This is a genomic window from Qipengyuania citrea, assembly GCF_024171405.1.
Taxonomy (GTDB): Bacteria; Pseudomonadota; Alphaproteobacteria; order Sphingomonadales; family Sphingomonadaceae; genus Qipengyuania; species Qipengyuania profunda.
In genome coordinates this window covers 906,608-928,606 of the sequence record NZ_JALJZT010000002.1, presented here as the reverse complement: position 1 = coordinate 928,606, position 21,999 = coordinate 906,608, and the positions used below count along the sequence as shown (strand labels likewise).

Sequence of the window (21,999 nt, the reverse complement as noted above, 5' to 3'; positions counted from 1 at the left end):
CCAGATGGCTCATCCAGATTTATCTCAATTATCGGGATGCAGGTAAAGGCCTATTCGGATGGTGCCGAACAGGCCGGTGCTCTTCGCCGAACACCAAACCAATCTGGAGAATGATAATGCCTATTCATTTGCCTGACGTGGTCCGCGAGTATTTCGAGGCCGACAAGTCTTCAAATCCCGATGCGATCGCCCAATGCTTCGCCGAAGACGCGGTCGTGATCGACGAAGGGAATACCTACACGGGACGCGAAGCCATCCGCCAGTGGATGGCAAATGCCTCCACTCAATATACCTACACCGTCAAGCCGATCGCCATCGCTCCCGAGCACGGTCGGATTGTCGTGACAGGACATCTGGCGGGCAATTTCCCCGGTAGCCCGGTCGATCTGCGTTACATCTTCGCCTTCGCAGACGACAAGATCGCCCGACTTGAGATCGTGCCATGAGCGACTTCCTCTCGCTCTGCGGCAAGCGGGCGCTCGTTACGTCGGGGACCCGCGGAGCAGGTGCCGCGACCGTCGCACTTCTAACCGAACTCGGCGCCCGCGTCCTGACTACAGCGAGGAGCAAGCCAGAGGACATGAAGGCGGCGAACTTCGTGGCGGCCGACCTCACGTCTCCGGATGGATGCGCTCGCGTGGCGCGCGCCGTATTCGATCGCCTTGGCGGGGTTGATATCGTTGTGCACATGCTCGGCGGTTCTTCTGCACCGGCCGGTGGGTATCAAGCGCTCACCGATGAAGAATGGTACCGAGAACTCGACCTCAACTTGATGCCCGCAGTTCGCCTCGACCGGGCATTGCTTCCTTCGATGACGACGCGAGGATCCGGCGTCGTAATCCACGTCACGTCGATCCAGAACGAGCTGCCATTGCCCGAGGCTACAACCGCCTACGCTGCAGCCAAGGCCGCTCTATCGACCTATAGCAAGGCGCTTTCGAAGGAGGTTTCGCCCAAGGGCGTTCGCGTTGTTCGCGTCTCGCCCGGCTGGATCGCGACAGAAAGCTCAATCGCTCTCGCAGCACGCCTCGCAGCTGATCATGGCGTAAGCGTAGAGCAGGGAAAGCAGCTGATCATGGACTCGCTTGGGGGCGTGCCGATCGGTCGCCCATCCGAACCCGGGGAGATCGCAAATCTGGTTGCTTTTCTTGCTTCCGATCGAGCGGCGACGATCACTGGATCCGAGTATGTCATCGATGGTGGGACAATCCCTACCGTATGATCGCGACGGCTACACGGCTGCCAGAAAACGGAAGCGTTCGAGTGCGCATCCAGTGGCTGGCCGTGTTCGGAAAGTCGGTTTAGGTATTCGGGAGGCTTCACAAACGATACGGAAGTCGTCGCGCCAACCCTCATATTGCCTGCTTTCCCGCAAATGAAGCGCCCGCTTCATGCAGGAACTGCGCTCCGTACCGGGGCAGGGGAGTAGCAAACCGCCATAGGGTGACTGTCCTACAGTGCATTCGCGCGCTAACACTCCGCGCATGATCCAGCGCCTCACAGCTCACGCCCCGTTCCGCCTCGCACCGCAAAACCCCTCCGCGGCTTTTTTCGCATTGGACCGTGTAACACCCGGTCCATGTCGCGGTGCTTGTTCTGGGGAAGTCCAACAATGAGTGGGCAGGTCTATATCCGGCCGATCGGTCTCGTCCCCGGACCGCAGTCCGAACATGGCAATGCGATCCGGCTGGCAGGCACCATGGTCTATGCCAGCCGCTTCGCGGTGATCCAGCGGCGAGATGGCGAGGTGGTCGAGCGCTGGCTTGCGGCGCCGGACACCATGGCCGAAGCGCTCGGCCGCCTGCCCGAAGAGCTTGGCGCCGAGGGCGAGGCGCAATGGGCCAATCTGACGCTCGCGCATCCGCCATTGCAATTGGGTGCGCGGACCGTGCCGCTCGACCAGCCGCAGGTGATGGGCATCCTCAACGTCACCCCCGACAGCTTCAGCGACGGCGGGCGCTTCCTCGACGATGCCGAGGCCGGCCGTGACCACGCCGCCGCCATGGTCGAGGCCGGTGCCGCGCTGATCGACGTGGGCGGCGAAAGCACGCGGCCGGGGGCCAAGCCGCTGTGGGAAGGCGACGAGATCAAGCGCGTCGTGCCCGCGATCGAGGCCTGCGCCGGAATGGGCGCGGCGGTCAGCGTGGACACGCGCAAGGCAGCGGTGATGGAGGCCGCGCTGGAAGCGGGCGCGCATCTGGTCAACGACGTCTCGGGCCTCGCGCATGATCCGCGCAGCGCCGAAGTGGTCGCACGCGCCGGCTGCCCGGTGGTGCTGATGCATGCGCCGGGTGCCGCGCAGGAAGACCTGCACACGGGCGCCGACTATGCCAGCGTGGTGTTCGACGTCTTCGACGCGCTGCGCGCGCGGCGCGACGCGGCGCTCGAAGCGGGGATCGCGGCGCAGCACATCGTGCTCGATCCGGGGATCGGCTTCGGCAAGAGCCTGGCGGAGAACCTCGCGCTGATGAACGCGCTGCCGCTGTTCCACGCGCTGGGCCATCCGCTGCTGCTGGGGGCCAGCCGCAAGCGCATAATCGGCGCGCTGTCGAAGGAAGCGCCGGTCGAACAGCGGCTGGGCGGCAGCGTGGCGCTGGCGCTCGAGGGGATGCGCGCGGGCATGCAGATGGTGCGGGTCCACGATGTCGCGGAGACGGTGCAGGCGCGCAATGTCTGGCGCGGCCTGCGCGATGCCGCGCTGACCGACTTCGCCGACCTGCCCGCCTAGCTGCCTGGCTAGCTTCCGGGCGAAGCGGCGCTGCCGGCGAGCAGACCGCCGTCGAGCGTGAGTTCCGCGCCGGTCATATAGGCGCTGTCGGCGCTGGCGAGGTAGACGCAGGCCGCGGCGACCTCTTCGGCCGTGCCGAAGCGCTTCAGCGGCGTATCGGCGACCAGCGCGGCCATCTTCGCGTCGCGGTCGGGCCCGTCGCCCAGCATCGGCTCCCAGATGTCGGTGAGGATCGCGGCGGGGTGGACCGAATTGCAGCGGATCGCCCAGCCTTGCTGCGCGGCGTAGAGCGCGACCGACTTGCTGTGGTTGCGCATCGCCGCCTTGCTCGCGGCATAGGCCGCCGCGCCGGGAATGCCGACGAGGCCCGAGCGCGAAGACATGTTGATGATCGACCCCGTGCCCTTGGCCTTCATCGCGCGCAGGGCATAGCGGCAGCCGAGGAAGCAGCCGTCGGTATTGACGCTGTGCACGCGGTGCCATTCGGCCAAGCTGGCGTTCTCGGGATCATGCGGCGCGGGGCCGTCCTCGAACCCGGTGATCCCGGCGTTGTTGACCAGCACGTCGATCGCGGGGAAGGCCGCAGCCAGCGCGTCCCATTCGGCTTCGCTGGCGACGTCGAGGCGGTGGAAGCTGCAGCCGAGCTCGGCGGCGGCTTTCCTACCTTCGTCCTCGTCGATATCGGTGAGCACGACGCGCGCGCCTTCGGCCATATATGCGGCGCATATCGCCTTGCCGATGCCGCGTGCGCCGCCGGTGACCACGCACAGCATGTCGTCGAGCTTGCCCATGGCCAAGGGCTAGTCCGCTCAGGCGGCGTTGTCGATGCCGAGCTCGCTGAGCTTGCGGTAGAGCGTCGAGCGGCCGATGCCGAGCCGGCGTGCGACTTCGGTCATGCGCCCGCGGTAATGGCCGATGGCGAGGCGGATGATGTCGGCCTCGATCTCTTCCAGCGGGCGGACATTGCCGTCATCGGTGTAGAGTAGCACGCCGAGCCCGCGCGCGCGGCTCTCGCCGCGATCGGCCTGGTCGCCGAGCAGTTCGGCCAGCTGCGGGAAGCTGTGCGCGGTCAGCGCCTCGCGCTGTTCGAACACGCAGGCGCGGAACAAGACCGCCTGCAACTGGCGGACGTTGCCCGGCCAGTCATAGGCTTCGAGCAGGCTCAGCCCGCTGTCGGCGATCGAATGATGCTGGAGCCCCGGCTGTTCGCCAATCTTGGCGAGGAAATAGCGTGTCAGTCCGGGGAGGTCGCCCAGTCGCTCGCGTAGCGCGGGCATGCGGATGCGGGTGGCCGAAAGCTGGTCGTAAAGGGCCTGCGAGAACCCGCCCGTCGCGGCAAGCTCGGCCAGCGCGAAATCGCTGGTGGCGAAAATGCGCAAATCGACGCGAAAGCCGTGCGCGGCGCCGGTCGGGCGGACGATCCCGGTGGCGAGGACTTCGGCGAGGCGCTCCTGCTGGTCGGCGGGTATGCGGTCGACATCGTCGAGGATCAGCGTGCCGCCGTCGCAATGCTCGATCAATCCGCGCTGGCGGTCGAATGCCCCGGCGAAGGCGCCCTGTTCATGACCGAACAACAGCGATTCGAGCGAGGCGGGCGGCATCCCGGCGCAATGGACCTTGCGCATCGCGGCCTTGGCGCGCGTGCTGGCGGCATGCATCGCATTGGTGAGCATGTCCTTGCCCGATCCGCTTTCGCCCTCGACCAGCACATGCGCGTGCCCGCGCGCGGCGGTTGCTGCCTTGGCGAGCGCGGTGCGGAAGGGGGCGGCGGTGCCGACCATGCCGTCGAAGTCCACCGGGTGGGGAAGCTTCTCGGCCAGCGGCTGGAGTTCGGCGGTGGGCCGTCCGGCGCGCGTGGCGCTTGCCAAGGCCTGCAGCAGGCGGTCGGGTTCGACCGGTTTGACGACGTAATCGGTAGCGCCCGCGCGCATCGCCTCGACGGCGAGCCGGGGCGAGGCGCTGGCGGTAAGCATCAGCAGCGGTGCATCGGGCCGCGCGGCGCGCAAATCGCGGATCAGGTCGCAGGCGCGGTCGCCCGGCACCCATTGGTCGAGCAGGATCGCCGTGATGTCGCGGCCTTCGGGCGAAGCGAGCAGCGCGAGCGCCTGTTCGCCATCGGCAACGGTCAGCGTGCGCCAGCCGTCGCGCGCGGCAAGCGCGGACAACAGCCGGCTTTGTGCCGGCTCGTCGTCGATCAGCATCAACACGCGTGATTGCTGTGTCGCCATCTGTCTCGCCAAACTCCCTTGGACCCCTCGGGCATGCAGACCACGCCCTTGTGCAAAGTGCCCTAACCGAAACGGGTAAAGACCGGATTAAGCCTGTTTCGATGATGGCGGTGATTGCGGGGCTTGAGCACCCGGCCCCGCCGCGATAGACCCCGCCGCAACACCCGTTCACACATCACTGCCACACAGGGACTTATCGACATGGAATCCGCCAACGACCACAAGGCGCACAACCAGACCTACGGCTCGTTCATCGACACGCTCAAATGGTCGGTCCCGCTGATCGCCATCATCACGCTGGTCGTCGTCATCCTGATTGCCGACTAGCCGCATGGCGCTACGCATCGCGGCGCTGAAAGAGCGCGCACCGGGCGAGAACCGGGTCGCGCTGACCCCCGAAACGGCGAAGAAATTTGCTGCTCTCGGGGCTGTAGTCGCAGTGGAGGAGGGCGCCGGTCTGGCCGCCGCCATCACCGACCAGGCCTATCGCGACGCCGGGGCCGAAGTGCTCACCGGGCCGCAGGCGGTCGCGGAGGCGGATATCGTGCTCGGCGTGCAGGCACCCGAGGTCATGGCGCTCGCGGGGGCCAAACCCGGCGCGTTGATCGCGGCGACCTTCGACCCGTTCCGCAATGGCGATCTGGTCGCAGCCTATGCCAAGGGCGGCTTCGAAGCGCTGTCGATGGAATTCATGCCGCGCATCACCCGCGCGCAGAGCATGGATGTGCTCTCCAGCCAGTCGAACCTCGCCGGGTACAAGGCGGTGCTGACTGCGGCCAATGTCTATGGCCGCGCCTTTCCGATGATGATGACCGCTGCCGGTACCATCCAGGCGGCCAAGGTCTTCGTGATGGGCGTGGGCGTGGCGGGCCTGCAGGCGATCGCCACGGCCAAGCGGCTTGGCGCGCAGGTCTCGGCCACCGATGTCCGGTCGGCGACGAAAGAGCAGATCCAGTCGCTCGGCGCCAAGCCGATCTTCGTCGAGGATGTCGCGGGCATCGAAGGCGAAGGATCGGGCGGCTATGCCACCGAAATGAGCGACGAGTACAAGGCCGCGCAGGCCGAACTGGTCTCTAGCCATATTGCCAAGCAGGATATCGTCATCACCACCGCGCTGATCCCGGGCAGGCCCGCGCCGCGGCTGATTTCGGATGCGCAGATTGCCAGCATGAAGCCGGGCAGCGTGATCTTCGACCTAGCCGTTGCGCAAGGCGGCAATGTCGAGGGCTCCAAGCCCGACGAAGTGGTTGAGAAACACGGCGTCAAGATCGTCGGCTATTCGAACACCGCCGGACATCTGGCGGCGGACGCTTCGGCGCTGTTCGCGCGCAATCTCTACAATTTCCTGTCCGCCTTCTGGGACGAGGAGGTCGGCAAGCCGGTGCTCGACGCAGAAATCGGCGATGCCGTGCGGCTGACGCAGGGCGGCAAGGTCGTGAACGAGAGACTGACCACCGCGTAATCCGGGCCCGGGGAGGGGCCGCACATGGACTTCATTTCGATCCTGTCGATCTTCGTGCTGGCGTGTTTCGTCGGCTATTACGTGGTCTGGTCGGTCACGCCCGCGCTGCACACGCCGCTGATGGCGGTGACCAATGCGATCTCCTCGGTGATCATCGTCGGCGCGCTAATCGCGGCGGCGGCGGCGGAAGTACCAGGGGCGAAGTGGCTTGGGCTGCTCGGCATCGTGCTCGCGAGCGTGAACATCTTCGGCGGCTTTGCGGTGACCGCGCGAATGCTCGCGATGTACAAGAAGAAGGAAAAACCAAACGCTGAAAAGGAGGCTTCAAAGTGAGCGTCCTTTCTTTTTTGATGGCTGGGTCAACTGAAGCGGTACGTGCGCACCCGAGTTTCGGTGACAGCAACATCGTCCCGCTTCTCTATCTTTTATCAGGTGTGCTTTTCATCTTCGCGCTGCGTGGCCTTTCAAGTCCTGCTACCAGCCGTGCAGGCAACCGCTACGGTATTCTCGGGATGGCGATAGCGGTCATCACAACACTTGTGACCCATTTCCCACTTATTGATGAAACCGGAAATGAGTTCTGCTTCGATTGCAGTGTTTATCCCGACATAGGAACCAGTTTGGAGATTCTCGCCGCCATCGCTATCGGCGCAATCGTAGGCATCACCATCGCCCGCCGCATCGCCATGACCGCGATGCCCGAGCTGGTCGCGGCCTTCCACTCGCTGGTCGGCCTGGCCGCAGTGTTGGTGGGCTGGGCGGCCTATCTCAATCCGGGTGCTTTCGGACTGCTGGTCGATGGCAGCATCGGCGCGGTGTCAAAGGTCGAGATGGGTCTCGGCATCGCCATCGGCGCGATCACCTTCTCCGGTTCTGTCATCGCCTTTGCCAAGCTCTCGGGTCGCATGAGCGGTTCGCCGATCCTTTTGCCTGCGCGCCATGTCATCAATCTCGGCACGCTGGCGGCGATCATCGTGCTGACCGCGCTGTTCGCGATGGCGAGCGGGCCTGCGGAAACCATGCCTCTGATCATTGCGCTGACCGTGCTGGCATTCCTGATCGGCTTCCTGCTGATCATCCCGATCGGCGGGGCGGACATGCCGGTCGTGGTGTCGATGCTGAACAGCTATTCGGGCTGGGCCGCGGCGGCGATGGGCTTCACGCTCGGCAACAGCGCGATGATCATTACCGGCGCGCTGGTGGGCTCTTCGGGCGCGATCCTCAGCTACATCATGTGCCGCGCTATGAACCGCAGCTTCCTCAGCGTGATCGCGGGCGGCTTCGGCGCGGAGGACGGCGGGGCGGCTGGCGGCGAACCGCGCGAACAGCGCCCCTACAAGCAGGGCAGCGCGGCGGATGCGGCTTTCATGCTCGAACAGGCGGAGAAGGTCATCATCATCCCCGGCTACGGCATGGCGGTGGCGCAGGCGCAGCACGCGCTGCGCGAGATGACCGATATCCTCGAGGAAAAGGGTGTAGAAGTGAAGTTCGCCATCCACCCGGTGGCGGGCCGCATGCCCGGGCACATGAACGTGCTGCTCGCCGAAGCATCGGTCGATTACGACAAGGTGTTCGAGCTGGAGGACATCAACAGCGAGTTCGCGCAGGCCGACGTCGCCTTCATCATCGGTGCCAACGACGTGGTCAATCCCGCGGCCAAGACCGACAAGTCATCGCCCATCTACGGCATGCCCGTGTTCGACGTCGACAAGGCCAAGCAGGTGTTCTTCATCAAGCGCAGCATGGGCGGTGTCGGCTATGCCGGGGTCGATAACGACGTCTTCTACATGGATCAGACGATGATGCTGCTGTCCGATGCGAAGAAGATGGTCGAGGAAATCGTGAAAGCGCTCGACTGAGATGAAAGGCATCCTGATCGTACTCGCGCTGCTGGTCGTCGGCGGGCTGGTCCTCTGGGCGACTGTGGGCGGCGGGCTGCAGGCCACGGTCGAGGACCGGCTGGAGGATGAATTCGTCGCGCGCGGATTGCCGCAGCCGATGGCCGAATGCATGGCCGGACGAATGGCGCAGCGGCTTTCGGTTACCCAGCTGCGCAAGCTGGAAAACTTGCGCGCCGAAGACGGCGAAGCGGACGTTCCGCTGAGCATCGCCGAATTGCTCGAACGTGTTCGCCGCGTGGGCGACAGCGAGGTGCTGGAGGTCGCGGCCAGCTCTGCCGCCGTCTGTGCCTTCGCGGGACGCTGAGGCGTCCGCTACGCTTGCAATCGCCGGTCCTTGCGGCACTATAGGTTGCAAGGGAGAGACTCATGATGATCAGACTGTCGATTGCCGCCGCGCTACTTGCAAGCGCTGCGCCTGCCTTTGCCGCCACGCATAATGTCGCACCGGGTGAAGGCGCGCAGGAAGCCTTGCAGGAAGCGCTGATCCTTGCCGAGCCGGGTGACGAAATCGTGCTCGCCGCGGGCCGCTATACGCTGACCGATGGTCTCAGCCTCGATGTCGACGATGTGACCGTGCGCGGCGCCGGGATGGATGGCACCGTGCTCGACTTCACCGCCCAGCAGGGCGCGGGCGAAGGGCTGCTGGTGACCAGCGACGGCGTAACGCTGCGCGATTTTGCGCTCGAGAACCCGAAGGGCGACGGGGTGAAATCCAAGGGCGCGGACAATATCGTCTATTACCGCATCCGCGTGACCTGGACGCGCGGTCCGCATCCCGAAAACGGCGCCTATGGCGTCTATCCGGTCGAAAGCGACGGCGTACTGGTCGATGGCGTCAAGGTCACCGGCGCATCGGATGCGGGCATCTATGTCGGCCAGTCGTACAACATCACCGTGCGCAATTCGATTGCCGAGGCCAATGTCGCCGGGATCGAGATCGAGAACAGCCGCAATGCGCTGGTCGAACACAACCTCGTCACGCGCAACACCGGCGGGATCCTGGTCTTCGACCTGCCCAATCTGCCCGTGATGGGCGGCGGCAATGTGGTGGTCGCGAACAACCTGGTGATCGCCAACGACACGCCCAATTTCGCGCCCCCGGGCAATATCGTGGCAGGCGTACCGCGCGGCACCGGGATCATGGTGATGGCCAATGACAAGGTGCTGATCGAAGACAACATCCTGTCGCGCAATCCGACCGCGCCGATCATGGTCATCGCTTACACGCAGGAGTTCGAGGACGAGCGGTACAATCCGCTGCCGCGCGACGTGGTGGTGGGCGAAAACCGCTATGACGGCGGCGGCTACGATCCGCAGCTCGAGGGTGCGGACATGCTGCTCGCGGCCTTCGGCGGCGAACTGCCGCCGGTGCTGTGGGACGGCCTCGGGTCGCTGTCGGCAGTCGAGGGGACCGCGGGCTGGAACCTCAACCTGACCGAAGCGGGCAAGGGCCTCGGCGCGGCGCAGCCCGGTCCGCTGGCAGTCGGGACCCCCGCCAGCGAATTCGATCGCAGCGGGATCGGCGCACCCGCCGAACTCGAACAACGGCTTGGCGGGTGAGGCCAGCCGGCTGGCTCGCCTGTGCTGCTGTCGCGCTTTCGGGCGCGATGGTCGCGCGCGCGACCCCGCCGCCGCCCGAATACGTCAATGATGCCGCGATCATGGGCGACGGGATGCCGCGCCTGCTGTCGGACTACGGCTTTTTCGACGATCCGGGCGCGCAGGTGCCCGTGCCGCATGTCTATCCGTACCGGCTGAACACGCCGCTCTATTCCGATGGCGCGGAGAAACTGCGGTTTGTCTACCGCGCAGCGGGGACGCAGTTCGGCGCGCAGGGTGAAGGCTTGCTCGACCTGCCGGTGGGTACGGCGCTGATCAAGACCTTTGCCTTCGGCGAGGGCAGCGACCGGCGGCTGATCGAAACGCGTGTGCTGCTGCACCGCGCGGACGGCTGGCTGGCGCTGCCCTATCTGTGGAACGAGGCGCAGACCGATGCGCGGCTGGCAGTGGTCGGTGCGCGGATCGCCCTGACCACTCCGGCAGGGCAGGCGATCAGTTACCGCGTCCCCAACAAGAACCAGTGCAAGGAATGTCACGGGCTGAGCGGTGAAGTGGTGCCCATCGGCCCCAAGGCGCGCAATCTGTCGCACGCCTGGTTGAGCCGGATGGTCGCGGACGGGCATCTCGATACCATGCCGCAGGATGCCGACCAGTTGCCGCTGTGGGAGGAGCGTGAAAGCGCGCCGCTGTCCGCCGCCGCGCGCGCCTATCTCGACGTGAACTGCGCGCATTGTCACCAGCCTGGCGCGACCGCCTCGAACAGCGGGCTCGACCTGAGGTGGGAGCAACAGGCGCCCGAGGCACTGGGGATCGGCAAGCGACCCGTGGCGGCCGGGCGCGGGGCGGGCGGACACCTGTTCGATATCGTGCCCGGATCGCCCGATGCGTCGATCCTCACCTATCGCATGGCCAGCCCCGAACCCGGTGTGGCGATGCCCGAACTGGGCAAGGCGACGGTCGATGAAGAAGGGCTCACCATCGTGCGCCGCTGGATCGAGGAGATGGCCCCGTGAAATGGTTCTGGCGCATTCTGGGCGGGTTGGCGCTCGTCCTTGTGGCCGCATTCTTCGTCCTGCGCGTACCCGATACCGATGCCGGCGCCATGTATGCTAAATATGGCACCCCGCCATCGCAGATGCTGGGAATCGACAGGACCCGCCGCGTGCATGTCCGCGACGAAGGTCCGCGCGATGCACCGGTCGTCATCCTGCTGCATGGCTCGAATGCCGATCTCCACACCTGGCAGGCCTGGGCCGACGCGCTCAAAAGCGACTACCGCGTGATCCGTTTCGACCAGCGCGGGCATGGGCTGACCGGTCCTGCGGCCGATGGCGATTACGCGCTCGATGCCTTCGTGAAAGATATCGACGCGGTCGCCGACGCGCTCAATGTCGAACGCTTCACGCTGGCGGGCAATTCGATGGGCGGGGCCATCGCCATGGGTTATGCGATCGCCAATCCGGACCGGCTCGATGGACTGGTGCTGGTCGATGCCGCCGGCGCGCCAGTCGAGCGCGACGGTGGTGGCAATCTCGCCTTCCAGCTGGCCGCCATGCCCGGTGTGGGCAATGTGATGAGCCAGCTGCTGCCGCGTTCGCTGGTCGAGCGCAGCCTGTCGCAAAGCGTTTCCAACCAGGCGGTCGTGACCCCCGGCACGGTCGACCGCTATTGGGAGCTTGCCCGCTATCCCGGCAACCGCAATGCGACGCGCCAGCGCTTTGCAACGCCGCGCCGGAATTTCGACGCTGCGCAGATCGCGGCGGTGACAGTTCCCACGCTGGTGATGTGGGGCGAGGAAGACAGCCTGATCCCCTATGCGGCGGCCGGTTGGTACATGGAACACCTGCCCAATGCGACGCTCGCGAATTATCCCGGCGTCGGCCATATCCCGATGGAAGAAGCGCCCGAACAAAGCGTTGCGGACCTGCGGATCTGGCTGGGCGAAGTGCTCGCCTCGCAAGATGTCGCGGACGAAGGAACCGCCTCGTGACCCGCCCGTTGTAAGGCCCTGATACGCGGGCACACCGCGATCGTGCGAACATCAGGGCGGAATAGGGGACAAACGGTTGCGCAAGCTTGGCATTATCGGGGGGATGAGCTGGATCTCGACCCGCGCCTATTACGAACGGATCAACAAATCGGTGCAGAAGCGGGCGGCCCCCTTGGCCAGCCCGCCGCTGCTGATCGAAAGCCTCGATTACGCGCCCATCGCCGCGGCCAAGAATGCCGATGACTGGGACGCGATCGCCGCCACGCTGGTCGAATCCGCGCGGCGGCTCGAAAGCGCCGGGGCCGAAGGCCTGGTGATCGCGGCCAATGCCATGCACAAGGTCTATGACCGGCTGACCGAAGCGGTCTCGATCCCAGTGCTGCATATCGCCGACAGCGTCGGCCAGGCGATGGAAGACGCCGACTGCAAGAGCGCCGCACTGCTTGGCACGCGCTTCGTGATGACCGAAAGCTTCTATCGCCAGCGGCTGGTCGGCCACGGCGTCGATCTGCTCCCGCCCGATCCCAATGATGTCGAACTGGTCGACGGGATCATCTACAAGGAACTGATGCTCGGCCGCGTGACCCGCGATGCCGAGCGTGCGCTCAAGACGATCATCACGATGAAGGAAAAGGACGGCGCCGAGGCGATCGTGCTGGCCTGTACCGAGCTCGAGCTGGTCGTCGACACCGACGCCAACGTGCTGCCGGTCTACGATTCCACCGATATCCACTGCCGCGCCGCGGCGGACTGGATCCTGGGCTGAATCCGCAAACCCGCGAACCCGGCTGTCCGCGCGCACATTCTGCCGAAAACCCGCCGGGTTCGCCTTTCGTTCACGTTGTCGCCCACCCGGCGCTGACCTAAGCCTCGGCGGGCATGCACACAGCCCCCTACGCTTCCGATCCCGCCGCCAGCCGCGGGCGCGAATTCACCGAGGAACGCGAGGGATCGCGCGGCCCGCGCAGCGAATTCCAGCGCGACCGCGACCGCATCGTCCATTCGATCGCCTTCCGCCGCCTGCGTTCCAAGACGCAGGTGTTCGTCTCGCCCGATGGCGACCATTACCGCACCCGCCTGACGCATAGTCTCGAGGTCGCGCAGGTCGGCCGCGTGCTGGCGCGCGAGCTAGGACTGGACGAGGACCTGACCGAAGCGCTGTGCCTGGGTCACGACATCGGCCACCCGCCCTTCGGCCATGCGGGCGAGGAGGCGCTTGAAGAAGCGATGGTCCATGCCGGTGGCTATGACCACAATGCGCAGGGCCTGCGCACGCTTGCGCGGCTCGAAAGCCCCTATTGCGACCACGACGGGCTCAACCTCACATGGGAGACGCTCGAAGGGCTGGCCAAGCACAACGGCCCGGTCGCCGCGCCGAGCTGGGCGTTGGCCGAAATCGACCACGCGTTCCCGCTCGATCTCGCGACCTGGCCCTCGCTCGAGGCGCAGGTCGCGGCGGTGGCGGACGACATCGCCTACGACAATCACGACATCGACGACGGCCTGCGCGCCGGCTTCCTCGAACTCGACGATCTGCTCGCGCTCGACTGGATGGCCGATCAGTGGCGCGCGGTGGAGAAACGCTTTCCCTCCGCCCCGCGCGATCGCCAGCTGCGCGAACTGGTCCGCACGCAGATCGGGCTGATGGTCAACGATGTCCTCACGCATACGCGCGAACAGGTGCAGGGTATTGCCAGCGTCGACGAAGTGCGCGGCGCGGGCCGCCAGCTGGCCGGGTTCTCGCCCGCGATGGGTGAACGCGAACGCGTGCTCAAGCGCTTCATGTACGACCGGCTCTATTATCACGAGGAACAGCTCGCCACCGCCGAGCGCGCGCGCGACGTGATCACGCGGCTGTTCGCGGCCTATCACGCCGATCCGCGCACCATGCCTGACGACTGGCTCGCCACGCTGCCCGCGCAGGTACCGCAGCGCAGCCGCCATATCGCGGACTTCATCGCCGGGATGACCGATCGTTATGCGATCACCCAGTGCAACCGCATCTACGGCAGCACGCCCGAAGGGTTGAGCAATGTCTGACGCGGTTCGCATCGCCCTGATCGGCGCCACCGGGCTCGTCGGTTCGAGCGTAATCGGGCAATGCGTCGGGCGCGAGGACCTGCGTCTTACCGGCATCGCGCGGCGCGAGGTGGCGCTGCCGCGGGGTATCCGTATGGAACTGTTCGTGGCCGAGCCCGCCAAATGGGGCGAGGTGATCGAGGCGGTCCAGCCCAAGGCGATCATCTGCGCGCTGGGCACGACCTGGAAGAAGGCGGGCGCGGACGAGGGGGCGTTTCGCGCGGTCGATCAGGACCTCGTGCTCGACACAGCACGCGCGGCGCGCGAACTGGGGGTCGAACGCTTCGTCCATATCAGCTCGGTCGGCGCCGATCCGATGGTGAAGCCGTTCTACCTGCGGGTGAAGGGCGAGGTCGAGCGCGAGCTGACCAAGCTGCGGTTCAATCGGCTCGACATCCTGCGCCCCGGCCTGCTGCGCGGCACGCGCGAGAATGATCGCCGACCTGCCGAGCGGTTGGGTATCGCGGCAGCGCCGGTCGCGAACCTGCTGCTCCATGGCAAATATCGCCAGTATCGTGGTATCAAGGCCGATGTCGTTGCCCGCGCGGCGCTGGCGCTTGCAAAGCGGGCCGCACGCGGCCGCTTCGTGCATGATAACGACGCCATCCAGCGCGCGGCGCATACGCTGCCGCAAATCGAACATGAGGTGCTCTGATGTGGGATACGGCTTTCGGGACAGCCAATGCGCTCGCCATGGTCATGTGGGCCGGATTGATCCTGCTGCCGCGCTGGCCCGCGCTGCTGGCGGCGGTGCTCTATGCCGGGGTGGGGCTGCTGTGCCTTGCCTATACGGTTGGGCTGGTCGGCATCCTGGCGGGCGCCTTCGACCCCGTTCCCCTCGGCTCGGATGAAGCCGCCAGCTTCTCGACGATCGAGGGCGTCCGCGCGATTTTCTCCAGCGATGGCGGCGTGACCGTCGGCTGGATCCACTACCTTGCCTTCGATCTCTTCGCCGGTCTGTGGATTGCGCGCGATACCGATGCCAAGGGCTTTTCGCGGCTGCTGCAGGCACCGATCCTGCTCGCGACCTTCTTTGCCGGGCCGCTCGGCCTGTTCCTCTGGCTGGCCATTCGCGAACGCCGCGCGCGGGCTGGCGGACGCTGGCAGTAACGCCTGTCGGAATCGGGTTGCGCAACGCAACCGACCTGCCATGATGCCTCCAACTGCTGAAAACAGCGGAGAGGATATATGGCAGATACCGAAAAGCTCACTTTCGATGAGCTCATCACGCATTGGGCGCAGGAAAAGCCCGATCAGGTCGCGCTCGAACAGGATGGCGCTGCGCTGACCTTTGCCGAGCTGGAGGACCGCTCGCGCCGGATCGTGGCGATGCTCGCCGCGCACGGGGTGGGCAAGGGCGACCGGATCGCCTGGCTCGGCAAGAACGCGCGCCACTATTTCGAACTGTTCTATTCCGCCGCGCGCATCGGGGTGGTCATGGTGCCGATCGGCTGGCGTCTCGCGGCGCCCGAAATCGCCTATATCCTCGGCGATACGGGCGCGAAGCTGGTGTTCATCGACGAAGGGTTCGGCGAACTTGCCGCCAAGGCCTGCGGCGAACTGGCTACGCCCCCCGAGATCATCGACACACCGACAGCCCAGCGCGAAATCGCCGCCGCACCTGCCGATGCATTCGACGGTGCGGGACCCGACGATCCAGTACTCCAGCTCTACACTTCGGGCACCACGGGCAATCCCAAGGGCGCGGTGCTGACCAATGCCAACCTCTTCTCGCTGCGCCAGCCCGCCGAAGCGGCGGCACAGCCATGGTCGAGCTGGGACGAGGACGAGGCGATCCTGATCTGCATGCCTTGCGCGCATATCGGCGGGACCGGGCTTGGCATCATGGCGATCGCGGCGGGCATCCGCGGGATCGTCCAGTCCGAGTTTACGCCCGATGGCGTGCTCGACGGCTTCGAACAGGGGATCACGCGGCTGTTCATCGTGCCCGCCGCGCTGCAGATGGTGGTGCAGCATCCGCGCGCGAAGGACACCGACATGTCGGCGGTCAAATACGTCATGTATGGCGCCGCGCCGATCCCGCTCGACCTCCTGCGCGAGGCGGTCCAGACCATTCCCGGTGCGGGCTTCCTGCAATGCTACGGCATGACCGAGACGACCGGCACCATTGCCATGCTCCCGCCCGAGGATCACGCACTCGACGGCAACCAGCGCATGCGCAGTGCGGGCAAGGCCGTACCGGGTGCCGAGCTCAAGGTCGTCGGCGAAGACGGCGCCGAACTTCCGCGCGGCGAGGTGGGCGAATTGATCTGCAAGAGCCCGTCGAACATGCAGGGGTACTGGAACCTGCCCGATGCCACCCGCGGCGCGCTGAAGGACGGCTGGATGCACACCGGCGACGCCGCCTATATGGACGAAGACGGCTACGTCTATATCCAGGACCGCATCAAGGACATGATCATCTCGGGCGGCGAGAATGTCTATCCCGCGCAGGTCGAAAGCGCGATCTACGGTCACCCGGCGGTAGGCGAAGTCGCAGTGATCGGCGTGCCCGACGATACCTGGGGCGAAGCGGTCAAGGCCTGCGTCGTGGCCAAGCCGGGCAGCGAAGTGGATGCCGAGGATATCATCACCTTCACGCGCGAGCGGCTGGCGGGCTTCAAGGTCCCCAAGACGGTCGACGTGATTCCCGAAATGCCGCGCAACGCCAGCGGCAAGATCCTGCGCCGCGAATTGCGCGCCCCCTATTGGGAAGGGCGCGACAGGCAGGTCAATTGAAGCGCCACGCACCCGCCACCGCGCGCAATTCTGAGCCCTTGGCCGGGGTGCTGGCGGAGGAATTGCCCGCGAGCGGGCTGGTGCTCGAAATCGCGAGCGGGAGCGGCGAACACGCGGTGTTCCTCGCGCGGCGCTTTCCCGCGCTGGGCTGGCAACCGAGCGACCGGGACGCGGAGGCACTGGCCTCTGTCGATGCCTGGGCGGCCGAAGGCGGCTGCGCGAACCTGCGCCCTGCAATCGCACTCGATGCCGCGCAGGCCGACTGGCCGATCGCGGCGGCGGATGCGGCGTTGTGCGTCAACATGGTGCATATCAGCCCGTGGGACGCGGCGGTCGGGCTGTTTGCGGGGGCGGGGCGGATATTGGCCAGCGGCGCACCACTGGTGCTTTACGGCCCCTTCATCGAACCCGAACAGGAAACCGCGGCGTCGAACCTGGCGTTCGACCAGTCGCTCAAACAGCGCAATCCCGAATGGGGCCTGCGCGATCTTACCGATCTCGACGCGCTGGCCGCAGACCACGGCCTGCGCCGAACTGCGCGCCACGCGATGCCTGCCAACAATCTGGCGCTGGTCTACCGGCGAGGCTAAGGGGGAATGCCGGCTAACGACCCGAACCCGGACATCATGCAGCGCGTGCGCGTAGGCTAGTCTCAAGTGTCCTCACTAGCTGAAATCCGGGGTAATTCAGCTTTGTGTATTTATGTCTGTAGTAGGCATTCCAGTAACTGGCCACGCGCTGCTTAGTCAGTTCCCAATAGTCACAATTTTCGGAGATAAATGAGATCATCGCGTCAACATTTGACGGAGTGGTCGCACCTGCGATGTCCTCGATGATCTCGACGACATACTCACCGATCAGGGTTACCACAAAGGGTGCAGACCATGGCTGCACCGCGGGTAGAAGTGATCGCAAAGCACGCTGCCGGTCAAAGCCGTTGGAACTCTGAGTTTGGAGACAGGCGGCCATTTGCGCGATACGGCCGTCGTTCGAGGATGCGCTTTGGGCCTCGCTATATCGCAGCCGTCGCGGCACGAGTATTTTCTCTCCGCCAACTAGAAGGCTCACTTGGCCCATTGTCGTGGATCAAGAAGGCCATGGACCACCTTGCCGACTTCGACCGCGTTTGTCCTCATCGACATGGGGAAGGCGTCTGCAAGCTGGCTGACGTCAATTTCAATGAGCATCTGAGGGTGGTTCATAGCCTCGTTTGTCTAGCTTTCGCGATTTCCGCTTTCCACCCCAAAGCAGAACTCATGCCATGCGAGCCCGGCTCAGGTCGCACTGTCGGCCGTATTGGCACTGGATTGCAGGTCGCTGCCGGGACAGCTGCGCATTGCCCGCGCAAATCGACCACCGCCCACCACTCGCGAACCGTCTGATTCGGGCTGATCGCAGGCGGCCCGATTGTCTCCTGCTCCGGATGAGCATCCTTGCACCGCCGCGTTCCGCAGATAGAGTGTCGCAGGAGGGAGACGTCTCATGACCGCCCTATCCATTCGTGAACTCGCCAGCCGCCACTGGTTCTATCTGCTGCTGCCCGTGTGGCTTGCCGCCTCCTGGTCCTTGCGCGGGGCGCCTATGTGGAACCAGCAACCGCGGCTGGGCGAAGCGATCATCCTGTTCGACTGGTGCATCTTCATGCCGGTGCTGTTCGCGATCTGTTATCGCGACATGCCGCGCCGGGCGCTCGCGCTGCGCATGCTTGCGCTGTTTTGCGGCGGTATCTGGCTGGCGGGCCAGATCGTCCCTCCCGATGCGCACAGCTTGCTGGGTTTCGGCGCGGGTCTGCGCTGGGTCGGGCTTATCGTACTGCTATTGTTCGAAGCCGCCGCGATCATGGCCATGTTGCGGATCGTCTTTGGCGCAGTGCCGAGCGCTGCCGCCCTCGAACGGCAAGGCATCCCGCCGGTGATCGCGCGGCTGATGGTACTCGAGGCCCGCTTCTGGCGCTGGGTGTGGAAACGCCTGACGGGGAAATAGCCCGCATACGAAAACGCCCGCCGGTGAGGGCGGGCGTCTCGCTGTCAACTGTTGGCTCGGCTCAGGTCGCGTCGTCGACCGTGTTGGCGGCCGATTGCAGGTCGTCGCCCGCACCGCGCACGGTGTTGCAGGCGGCGGCGGTCAGCGTCATCGTGGTGATGCCGAGGGCGAGCAGGATTTTCTTGATCATCATCGTTTCCTTCCCAAAGGGCTCCCATCGCGGGGTGCGAAAGATTCAACGGATCATGCTTCCTTCGGTTCCATCAATGCCCTGCGCGCCAGGCCGAGCCGGTGTTCACGCCAGGCGATCAGCAGTCCGGCCCCCACCACCAGCGGCGCGCCGAACCAGAAGGAGACGGGCGGGAGACTGGTGAACACCAGCCAGCCGAACAGCGTCGCCCAGATCAGCCCCGAATAATCCATCACGATGACATTCGCGACCGCGCCGTAGCGCAGCGCTGCGGTCAGCAGCACCTGCCCCAGCAGTCCGATGACCCCGCAGGCCAGCAGCAGCAGCCACTCCTCGGGCGCATGCGCCTTGCCGATGAAGGGCATTGCCAGCGCGAGCACCGGGACCGAGAAGAGCGAGAAATAGAACACGATGGTGAAGGGATGCTCGGTTCGCCCCAGATCGCGCAACTGGACCGAAATCAGGGCGATCATCAGCGCGGCCCCGAGCGCGATCGCCGCGCCGAACAGCGGCAGTTCGCCGCCCCATGGCTGTGCGATCAGCACCACGCCGGCAAAGCCCAGCGCAACCGCGCTCCAGCGCCACACGCCGGTCGGTTCGCGCAGGATCAGCGCGGACAGCAGCACCGCGAAGATCGCCGAGCTGTAATTGAGCGTGGTCGCGACCGCGAGCGGCAGCAGGGTCGCCGCGCCGAAATTCATCGCCATGCCGACGAGGCCGAAGCCCGAGCGGCGCAGGTGCGATCCGGTGCGGCGCGTGGCGAGCACATCGAGTCGGCCGCGCAGCGCGAACCAGCCGAACAGGATCGGGATCGTCGGCAATTGCCGCCAGAACATGATTTCGGCGAGATGGATGCCCTTGTCGCTGGCCAGCTTGACGCAGGCGAGCAGCGCGGCGAGCACGAAAGCGGCGGCAAGACGCAGTCCCAGCGCGAGCAGGGGCCGATGGTGGGGATGATCGCTTTCGGGCTGCATCGCACGGGGCGGTTAGCCCAGCCATGGCGGTGTGCAAACGGGAGATTGCAGGCGGTGCATGGTCTGCCCATATGGCCGCGTAATGGAAGAACCCGATTTCCTGCTGTTCGCAAGCGATGCCGAACTCGCCGCCTATTGGGCCGCGGCCTTCCTGGTGGCGGCGCTATTCTGTCTTGCGATGGAGCGGCGCAGAATGAAGCGGACGGTGCTCAACCGCGTCGGCTGGATGCCGTGGACGGGGCTGTTCCTGACCTTTGCGGTGTTTGCCGGCGGACTGCTGGCAGCGTCGATCCCCGCGATCATCCAGGGATAGCGTGCTCGGCCTTGGGGCTGCGCGCGCGCATTTCGGTGAAGCTCTGCATGTACAGCGCCTCGAAATGCCGCTCGCGCGCGAGGTCGCGCAGCGTGTCCCGCTTCGGTTTGCGGTGGCCCAGAAAGAGAAGCTTGTTCAACATGGCGTGTTCCTACCCTTAAAGCGGGTATACGCCGGCCGGACGGTACGTGATTGTAAGAAGTCGCCTTTGTGCGGCGCGTTCTTACAATTCCGCGGGTTTAGATCGTCTGCACCAGAGGGCGCGCGTCAGAGACACGCTTCCAGATACGCCTGGTCGAAGCCGAACTGGCGCGCTTTTTCGAGCGTGTAGGGACGCAGGCCCGACGAGCGGTATTCGCCCATGATCTTGCCGTCATCGCCCTCGTCGAGATATTCGAACTTGAACAGTTCCTGCGTCACGATCACGTCGCCTTCCATCCCGATGACCTCGGTGATGTTGGTCGTCCGGCGCGAACCGTCGCGCAGGCGCTTGACCTGAACGATGATATCGACGCTTTCGGCGATCTGGCGGCTGATGGCTTCCTTGGGGATCTTGATGTCGCCCATCAGGATCATGTTTTCCATACGGCCGAGGCATTCGCGCGGGCTGTTGGCGTGCAGCGTACACATCGAACCGTCATGGCCCGTGTTCATCGCGGCGAGCAGGTCGAAACATTCCGCGCCGCGAATTTCGCCCAGAATGATGCGGTCGGGACGCATACGCAGGGCGTTCTTGACGAGGTCGCCAATGGTGATCGCGCCCTGGCCTTCGAGGTTGGGCGGACGCGTTTCGAGCGGCAGCCAGTGCGGCTGCTGCAGGCGCAATTCGGCCGCATCCTCGATCGTCAGCACGCGCTCGCCCGGGTCGATCATCTTCGACAGGGCGTTGAGCATGGTCGTCTTACCCGAACCGGTACCGCCCGAAATGACCACGTTCATCCGGCAGGCACCGGCGATCTTGAGCGCGGTACACATCTTGTCGCTCATCGAACCGAAGTCCTTGAGCATGTCGAGCGTGATCGGCTTTTCGGAGAATTTACGAATCGAGATCGCAGTGCCGCGCAGCGACAGCGGCGGAACGATGACGTTGACACGGCTGCCGTCCTTTAGACGGGCGTCGGCCAGCGGCGTGGTCTGATCGACGCGGCGGCCGACCTGGTTCACGATACGTTGCGCGATCTGGAACAGGTGCGTCTCGTCGCGGAACTTGATCGGCGCGATGATCAGCTTGCCCTTTTTCTCGATATAGGTCTGGTCGGGGCCGTTGACCATGATGTCCGAGACGTCGGGATCGTTGAGCAGTTCCTCGAGCGGACCGAAGCCGAGCAGTTCGTCGACGAGGACCTTTTCGAGCGCGAATTGCTCGCGGCGGTTCAGCGTGACCTTCAGTTCGGCCAGCACTTCCATGATGATCGGGCGGAATTCTTCCGACAGTTCATCCTTGGACAATGTCGCCGCGGCTTCGGGATCGACGCGTTCGAGCAGGCGCGGCAGCACCTGTTCCTTGATCTTGTGGACGCTGGCTTCGAACCCGCCGACTTCGCTCTGGCCCGAATGCGTGGAATTCATCCGCTCTTCGAGCCGCGACATCGCATCGCCGGTGCTGTTAGGCGCGGCGGAAGGTACGTCGTTTTCAGGCAGCGGGGGGAACTGGTCTCCGCCATCGTCCCGGTCGGGCTTTGATGGCGAAGGGGTGGGCGAGCCGCCCCGCATGGGTTTGGCCACACCAAATTGCGGACGGGCACCGGCGCCCATACCTGCCGGCCCGTTTTTCCGTCCGAATGCGCTCATTCCGGTAACCCCCGAAGAAACTCTTGATTCGCCCAGCGGAACCTTGCGCTTATGCGCCCAA

The 21,999-nt window shown here is 65.2% G+C and carries 26 protein-coding genes; 19 read left to right on the top strand and 7 right to left on the bottom strand.

Features of this window, described 5'->3' with window-relative positions:
• Window positions 1–116 precede the first annotated feature (116 nt).
• From J2S32_RS05525 to folP, 3 genes are all read left to right on the top strand, one after another.
• Window positions 117–446 (top strand): nuclear transport factor 2 family protein, encoded by a 330-nt coding sequence (locus J2S32_RS05525; RefSeq protein ID WP_253517763.1) that lies wholly within the window; start codon window positions 117–119, stop codon window positions 444–446.
• Window positions 443–1,222: an SDR family oxidoreductase gene (locus tag J2S32_RS05520; RefSeq protein WP_253517761.1), complete on the top strand. Its 780-nt coding sequence runs from the start codon at window positions 443–445 to the stop codon at window positions 1,220–1,222. The genes J2S32_RS05525 and J2S32_RS05520 overlap by 4 nt, the downstream gene beginning before the upstream one ends.
• 390 nt (window positions 1,223–1,612) lie before the next feature.
• Window positions 1,613–2,728 (top strand): dihydropteroate synthase, encoded by a 1,116-nt coding sequence (gene folP, locus J2S32_RS05515; RefSeq protein ID WP_253517758.1) that lies wholly within the window; start codon window positions 1,613–1,615, stop codon window positions 2,726–2,728.
• 8 nt (window positions 2,729–2,736) lie between these two features.
• Here folP and J2S32_RS05510 read toward each other — a convergent pair whose 3' ends face one another.
• Together J2S32_RS05510 and J2S32_RS05505 are read right to left on the bottom strand one after the other, a co-directional pair.
• Entirely contained in the window at window positions 2,737–3,519 is a 783-nt protein-coding gene (locus J2S32_RS05510; RefSeq protein WP_253517754.1) for an SDR family oxidoreductase, read from the bottom strand.
• Window positions 3,520–3,537: 18 nt separating this feature from the next.
• Window positions 3,538–4,956, bottom strand: coding sequence for a sigma-54-dependent transcriptional regulator (locus tag J2S32_RS05505; RefSeq protein WP_253517751.1), 1,419 nt, complete (start codon window positions 4,954–4,956; stop codon window positions 3,538–3,540).
• A gap of 201 nt (window positions 4,957–5,157) precedes the next feature.
• On the opposite strand from J2S32_RS05505, the gene J2S32_RS05500 reads away from it, so the two are divergent.
• The 14 genes from J2S32_RS05500 to J2S32_RS05435 all read left to right on the top strand — a co-directional run bounded on the left by J2S32_RS05500 (window position 5,158) and on the right by J2S32_RS05435 (window position 17,277).
• Entirely contained in the window at window positions 5,158–5,283 is a 126-nt protein-coding gene (locus tag J2S32_RS05500) for an aa3-type cytochrome c oxidase subunit IV (RefSeq protein WP_253517747.1), read from the top strand.
• A 4-nt stretch (window positions 5,284–5,287) separates the two neighbouring features.
• Complete coding sequence (locus J2S32_RS05495) at window positions 5,288–6,418, top strand: NAD(P) transhydrogenase subunit alpha (protein WP_253517744.1); 1,131 nt, start codon at window positions 5,288–5,290, stop codon at window positions 6,416–6,418.
• Between the two features lie 24 nt (window positions 6,419–6,442).
• Complete coding sequence (locus tag J2S32_RS05490; protein ID WP_253517741.1) at window positions 6,443–6,751, top strand: NAD(P) transhydrogenase subunit alpha; 309 nt, start codon at window positions 6,443–6,445, stop codon at window positions 6,749–6,751.
• Between the two features lie 17 nt (window positions 6,752–6,768).
• On the top strand, window positions 6,769–8,277 hold the full coding sequence (locus J2S32_RS05485) for an NAD(P)(+) transhydrogenase (Re/Si-specific) subunit beta (protein WP_253517738.1): 1,509 nt from the start codon (window positions 6,769–6,771) through the stop codon (window positions 8,275–8,277).
• Window position 8,278: 1 nt separating this feature from the next.
• Window positions 8,279–8,623, top strand: coding sequence for a hypothetical protein (locus J2S32_RS05480; RefSeq protein ID WP_253517720.1), 345 nt, complete (start codon window positions 8,279–8,281; stop codon window positions 8,621–8,623).
• A 65-nt stretch (window positions 8,624–8,688) separates the two neighbouring features.
• Window positions 8,689–9,879 carry a parallel beta-helix domain-containing protein gene (locus J2S32_RS05475; RefSeq protein WP_253522959.1) on the top strand — a complete coding sequence of 397 codons (1,191 nt, stop codon included), beginning with the start codon at window positions 8,689–8,691 and terminating at the stop codon, window positions 9,877–9,879.
• Window positions 9,876–10,892, top strand: a complete 1,017-nt coding sequence (locus J2S32_RS05470) for an SO2930 family diheme c-type cytochrome (protein WP_367398972.1) — start codon at window positions 9,876–9,878, stop codon at window positions 10,890–10,892. Before J2S32_RS05475 ends, J2S32_RS05470 begins: the two co-directional genes overlap by 4 nt.
• On the top strand, window positions 10,889–11,869 hold the full coding sequence (locus J2S32_RS05465; protein ID WP_253517715.1) for an alpha/beta fold hydrolase: 981 nt from the start codon (window positions 10,889–10,891) through the stop codon (window positions 11,867–11,869). The genes J2S32_RS05470 and J2S32_RS05465 overlap by 4 nt, the downstream gene beginning before the upstream one ends.
• A 76-nt stretch (window positions 11,870–11,945) precedes the next feature.
• Window positions 11,946–12,635 (top strand): aspartate/glutamate racemase family protein, encoded by a 690-nt coding sequence (locus tag J2S32_RS05460; protein WP_301298639.1) that lies wholly within the window; start codon window positions 11,946–11,948, stop codon window positions 12,633–12,635.
• A 113-nt stretch (window positions 12,636–12,748) separates the two neighbouring features.
• Window positions 12,749–13,909 carry a deoxyguanosinetriphosphate triphosphohydrolase gene (locus J2S32_RS05455; RefSeq protein WP_253517692.1) on the top strand — a complete coding sequence of 387 codons (1,161 nt, stop codon included), beginning with the start codon at window positions 12,749–12,751 and terminating at the stop codon, window positions 13,907–13,909.
• Window positions 13,902–14,603 (top strand): NAD(P)H-binding protein, encoded by a 702-nt coding sequence (locus tag J2S32_RS05450; protein WP_253517689.1) that lies wholly within the window; start codon window positions 13,902–13,904, stop codon window positions 14,601–14,603. Before J2S32_RS05455 ends, J2S32_RS05450 begins: the two co-directional genes overlap by 8 nt.
• Window positions 14,603–15,058, top strand: a complete 456-nt coding sequence (locus tag J2S32_RS05445; RefSeq protein WP_253517684.1) for an ABA4-like family protein — start codon at window positions 14,603–14,605, stop codon at window positions 15,056–15,058. Before J2S32_RS05450 ends, J2S32_RS05445 begins: the two co-directional genes overlap by 1 nt.
• A 78-nt stretch (window positions 15,059–15,136) precedes the next feature.
• On the top strand, window positions 15,137–16,687 hold the full coding sequence (locus tag J2S32_RS05440; RefSeq protein ID WP_253517681.1) for a fatty acid--CoA ligase: 1,551 nt from the start codon (window positions 15,137–15,139) through the stop codon (window positions 16,685–16,687).
• On the top strand, window positions 16,684–17,277 hold the full coding sequence (locus J2S32_RS05435) for a DUF938 domain-containing protein (protein WP_253517678.1): 594 nt from the start codon (window positions 16,684–16,686) through the stop codon (window positions 17,275–17,277). The genes J2S32_RS05440 and J2S32_RS05435 overlap by 4 nt, the downstream gene beginning before the upstream one ends.
• 474 nt (window positions 17,278–17,751) lie before the next feature.
• Here J2S32_RS05435 and J2S32_RS15700 read toward each other — a convergent pair whose 3' ends face one another.
• Entirely contained in the window at window positions 17,752–17,874 is a 123-nt protein-coding gene (locus J2S32_RS15700) for a hypothetical protein (protein WP_301298635.1), read from the bottom strand.
• A 295-nt stretch (window positions 17,875–18,169) separates the two neighbouring features.
• On the opposite strand from J2S32_RS15700, the gene J2S32_RS05430 reads away from it, so the two are divergent.
• Window positions 18,170–18,670, top strand: coding sequence for a hypothetical protein (locus J2S32_RS05430; protein WP_253517614.1), 501 nt, complete (start codon window positions 18,170–18,172; stop codon window positions 18,668–18,670).
• Between the two features lie 61 nt (window positions 18,671–18,731).
• Here J2S32_RS05430 and J2S32_RS15695 read toward each other — a convergent pair whose 3' ends face one another.
• Complete coding sequence (locus tag J2S32_RS15695; RefSeq protein WP_301299260.1) at window positions 18,732–18,863, bottom strand: hypothetical protein; 132 nt, start codon at window positions 18,861–18,863, stop codon at window positions 18,732–18,734.
• A 50-nt stretch (window positions 18,864–18,913) separates the two neighbouring features.
• A complete protein-coding gene (locus tag J2S32_RS05425; RefSeq protein WP_253517610.1) occupies window positions 18,914–19,834 on the bottom strand; it encodes a DMT family transporter in 921 nt (306 codons plus the stop codon).
• A gap of 82 nt (window positions 19,835–19,916) precedes the next feature.
• On the opposite strand from J2S32_RS05425, the gene J2S32_RS05420 reads away from it, so the two are divergent.
• Complete coding sequence (locus J2S32_RS05420; protein WP_253517605.1) at window positions 19,917–20,147, top strand: hypothetical protein; 231 nt, start codon at window positions 19,917–19,919, stop codon at window positions 20,145–20,147.
• On the opposite strand, the gene J2S32_RS05415 is transcribed toward J2S32_RS05420, so the two are convergent.
• Together J2S32_RS05415 and J2S32_RS05410 are read right to left on the bottom strand one after the other, a co-directional pair.
• A complete protein-coding gene (locus J2S32_RS05415; protein WP_253517602.1) occupies window positions 20,134–20,289 on the bottom strand; it encodes a hypothetical protein in 156 nt (51 codons plus the stop codon). The genes J2S32_RS05420 and J2S32_RS05415 overlap by 14 nt on opposite strands.
• Window positions 20,290–20,414: 125 nt before the next feature.
• Complete coding sequence (locus tag J2S32_RS05410; protein WP_253517597.1) at window positions 20,415–21,938, bottom strand: CpaF family protein; 1,524 nt, start codon at window positions 21,936–21,938, stop codon at window positions 20,415–20,417.
• Between the last annotated feature and the right edge of the window lie 61 nt (window positions 21,939–21,999).

What these genes read in the sequence shown, in the direction of transcription:
- J2S32_RS05440 (WP_253517681.1), top strand. Translation starts at nt 15,137, where the DNA reads ATGGCAGATACCGAAAAGCTCACTTTCGATGAGCTCATCACGCATTGG.
- J2S32_RS05475 (WP_253522959.1), top strand. Translation starts at nt 8,689, where the DNA reads ATGATCAGACTGTCGATTGCCGCCGCGCTACTTGCAAGCGCTGCGCCT.
- J2S32_RS05450 (WP_253517689.1), top strand. Translation starts at nt 13,902, where the DNA reads ATGTCTGACGCGGTTCGCATCGCCCTGATCGGCGCCACCGGGCTCGTC.
- J2S32_RS05520 (WP_253517761.1), top strand. Translation starts at nt 443, where the DNA reads ATGAGCGACTTCCTCTCGCTCTGCGGCAAGCGGGCGCTCGTTACGTCG.
- J2S32_RS15695 (WP_301299260.1), bottom strand. Translation starts at nt 18,863, where the DNA reads ATGATGATCAAGAAAATCCTGCTCGCCCTCGGCATCACCACGATGACG.
- J2S32_RS05495 (WP_253517744.1), top strand. Translation starts at nt 5,288, where the DNA reads ATGGCGCTACGCATCGCGGCGCTGAAAGAGCGCGCACCGGGCGAGAAC.
- J2S32_RS05445 (WP_253517684.1), top strand. Translation starts at nt 14,603, where the DNA reads ATGTGGGATACGGCTTTCGGGACAGCCAATGCGCTCGCCATGGTCATG.
- J2S32_RS05490 (WP_253517741.1), top strand. Translation starts at nt 6,443, where the DNA reads ATGGACTTCATTTCGATCCTGTCGATCTTCGTGCTGGCGTGTTTCGTC.
- J2S32_RS05505 (WP_253517751.1), bottom strand. Translation starts at nt 4,956, where the DNA reads ATGGCGACACAGCAATCACGCGTGTTGATGCTGATCGACGACGAGCCG.
- J2S32_RS05425 (WP_253517610.1), bottom strand. Translation starts at nt 19,834, where the DNA reads ATGCAGCCCGAAAGCGATCATCCCCACCATCGGCCCCTGCTCGCGCTG.
- J2S32_RS15700 (WP_301298635.1), bottom strand. Translation starts at nt 17,874, where the DNA reads ATGCTCATTGAAATTGACGTCAGCCAGCTTGCAGACGCCTTCCCCATG.
- J2S32_RS05480 (WP_253517720.1), top strand. Translation starts at nt 8,279, where the DNA reads ATGAAAGGCATCCTGATCGTACTCGCGCTGCTGGTCGTCGGCGGGCTG.
- J2S32_RS05500 (WP_253517747.1), top strand. Translation starts at nt 5,158, where the DNA reads ATGGAATCCGCCAACGACCACAAGGCGCACAACCAGACCTACGGCTCG.
- J2S32_RS05415 (WP_253517602.1), bottom strand. Translation starts at nt 20,289, where the DNA reads ATGTTGAACAAGCTTCTCTTTCTGGGCCACCGCAAACCGAAGCGGGAC.
- folP (WP_253517758.1), top strand. Translation starts at nt 1,613, where the DNA reads ATGAGTGGGCAGGTCTATATCCGGCCGATCGGTCTCGTCCCCGGACCG.
- J2S32_RS05410 (WP_253517597.1), bottom strand. Translation starts at nt 21,938, where the DNA reads ATGAGCGCATTCGGACGGAAAAACGGGCCGGCAGGTATGGGCGCCGGT.
- J2S32_RS05525 (WP_253517763.1), top strand. Translation starts at nt 117, where the DNA reads ATGCCTATTCATTTGCCTGACGTGGTCCGCGAGTATTTCGAGGCCGAC.
- J2S32_RS05485 (WP_253517738.1), top strand. Translation starts at nt 6,769, where the DNA reads ATGGCTGGGTCAACTGAAGCGGTACGTGCGCACCCGAGTTTCGGTGAC.
- J2S32_RS05510 (WP_253517754.1), bottom strand. Translation starts at nt 3,519, where the DNA reads ATGGGCAAGCTCGACGACATGCTGTGCGTGGTCACCGGCGGCGCACGC.
- J2S32_RS05455 (WP_253517692.1), top strand. Translation starts at nt 12,749, where the DNA reads ATGCACACAGCCCCCTACGCTTCCGATCCCGCCGCCAGCCGCGGGCGC.
- J2S32_RS05420 (WP_253517605.1), top strand. Translation starts at nt 19,917, where the DNA reads ATGGAAGAACCCGATTTCCTGCTGTTCGCAAGCGATGCCGAACTCGCC.
- J2S32_RS05430 (WP_253517614.1), top strand. Translation starts at nt 18,170, where the DNA reads ATGACCGCCCTATCCATTCGTGAACTCGCCAGCCGCCACTGGTTCTAT.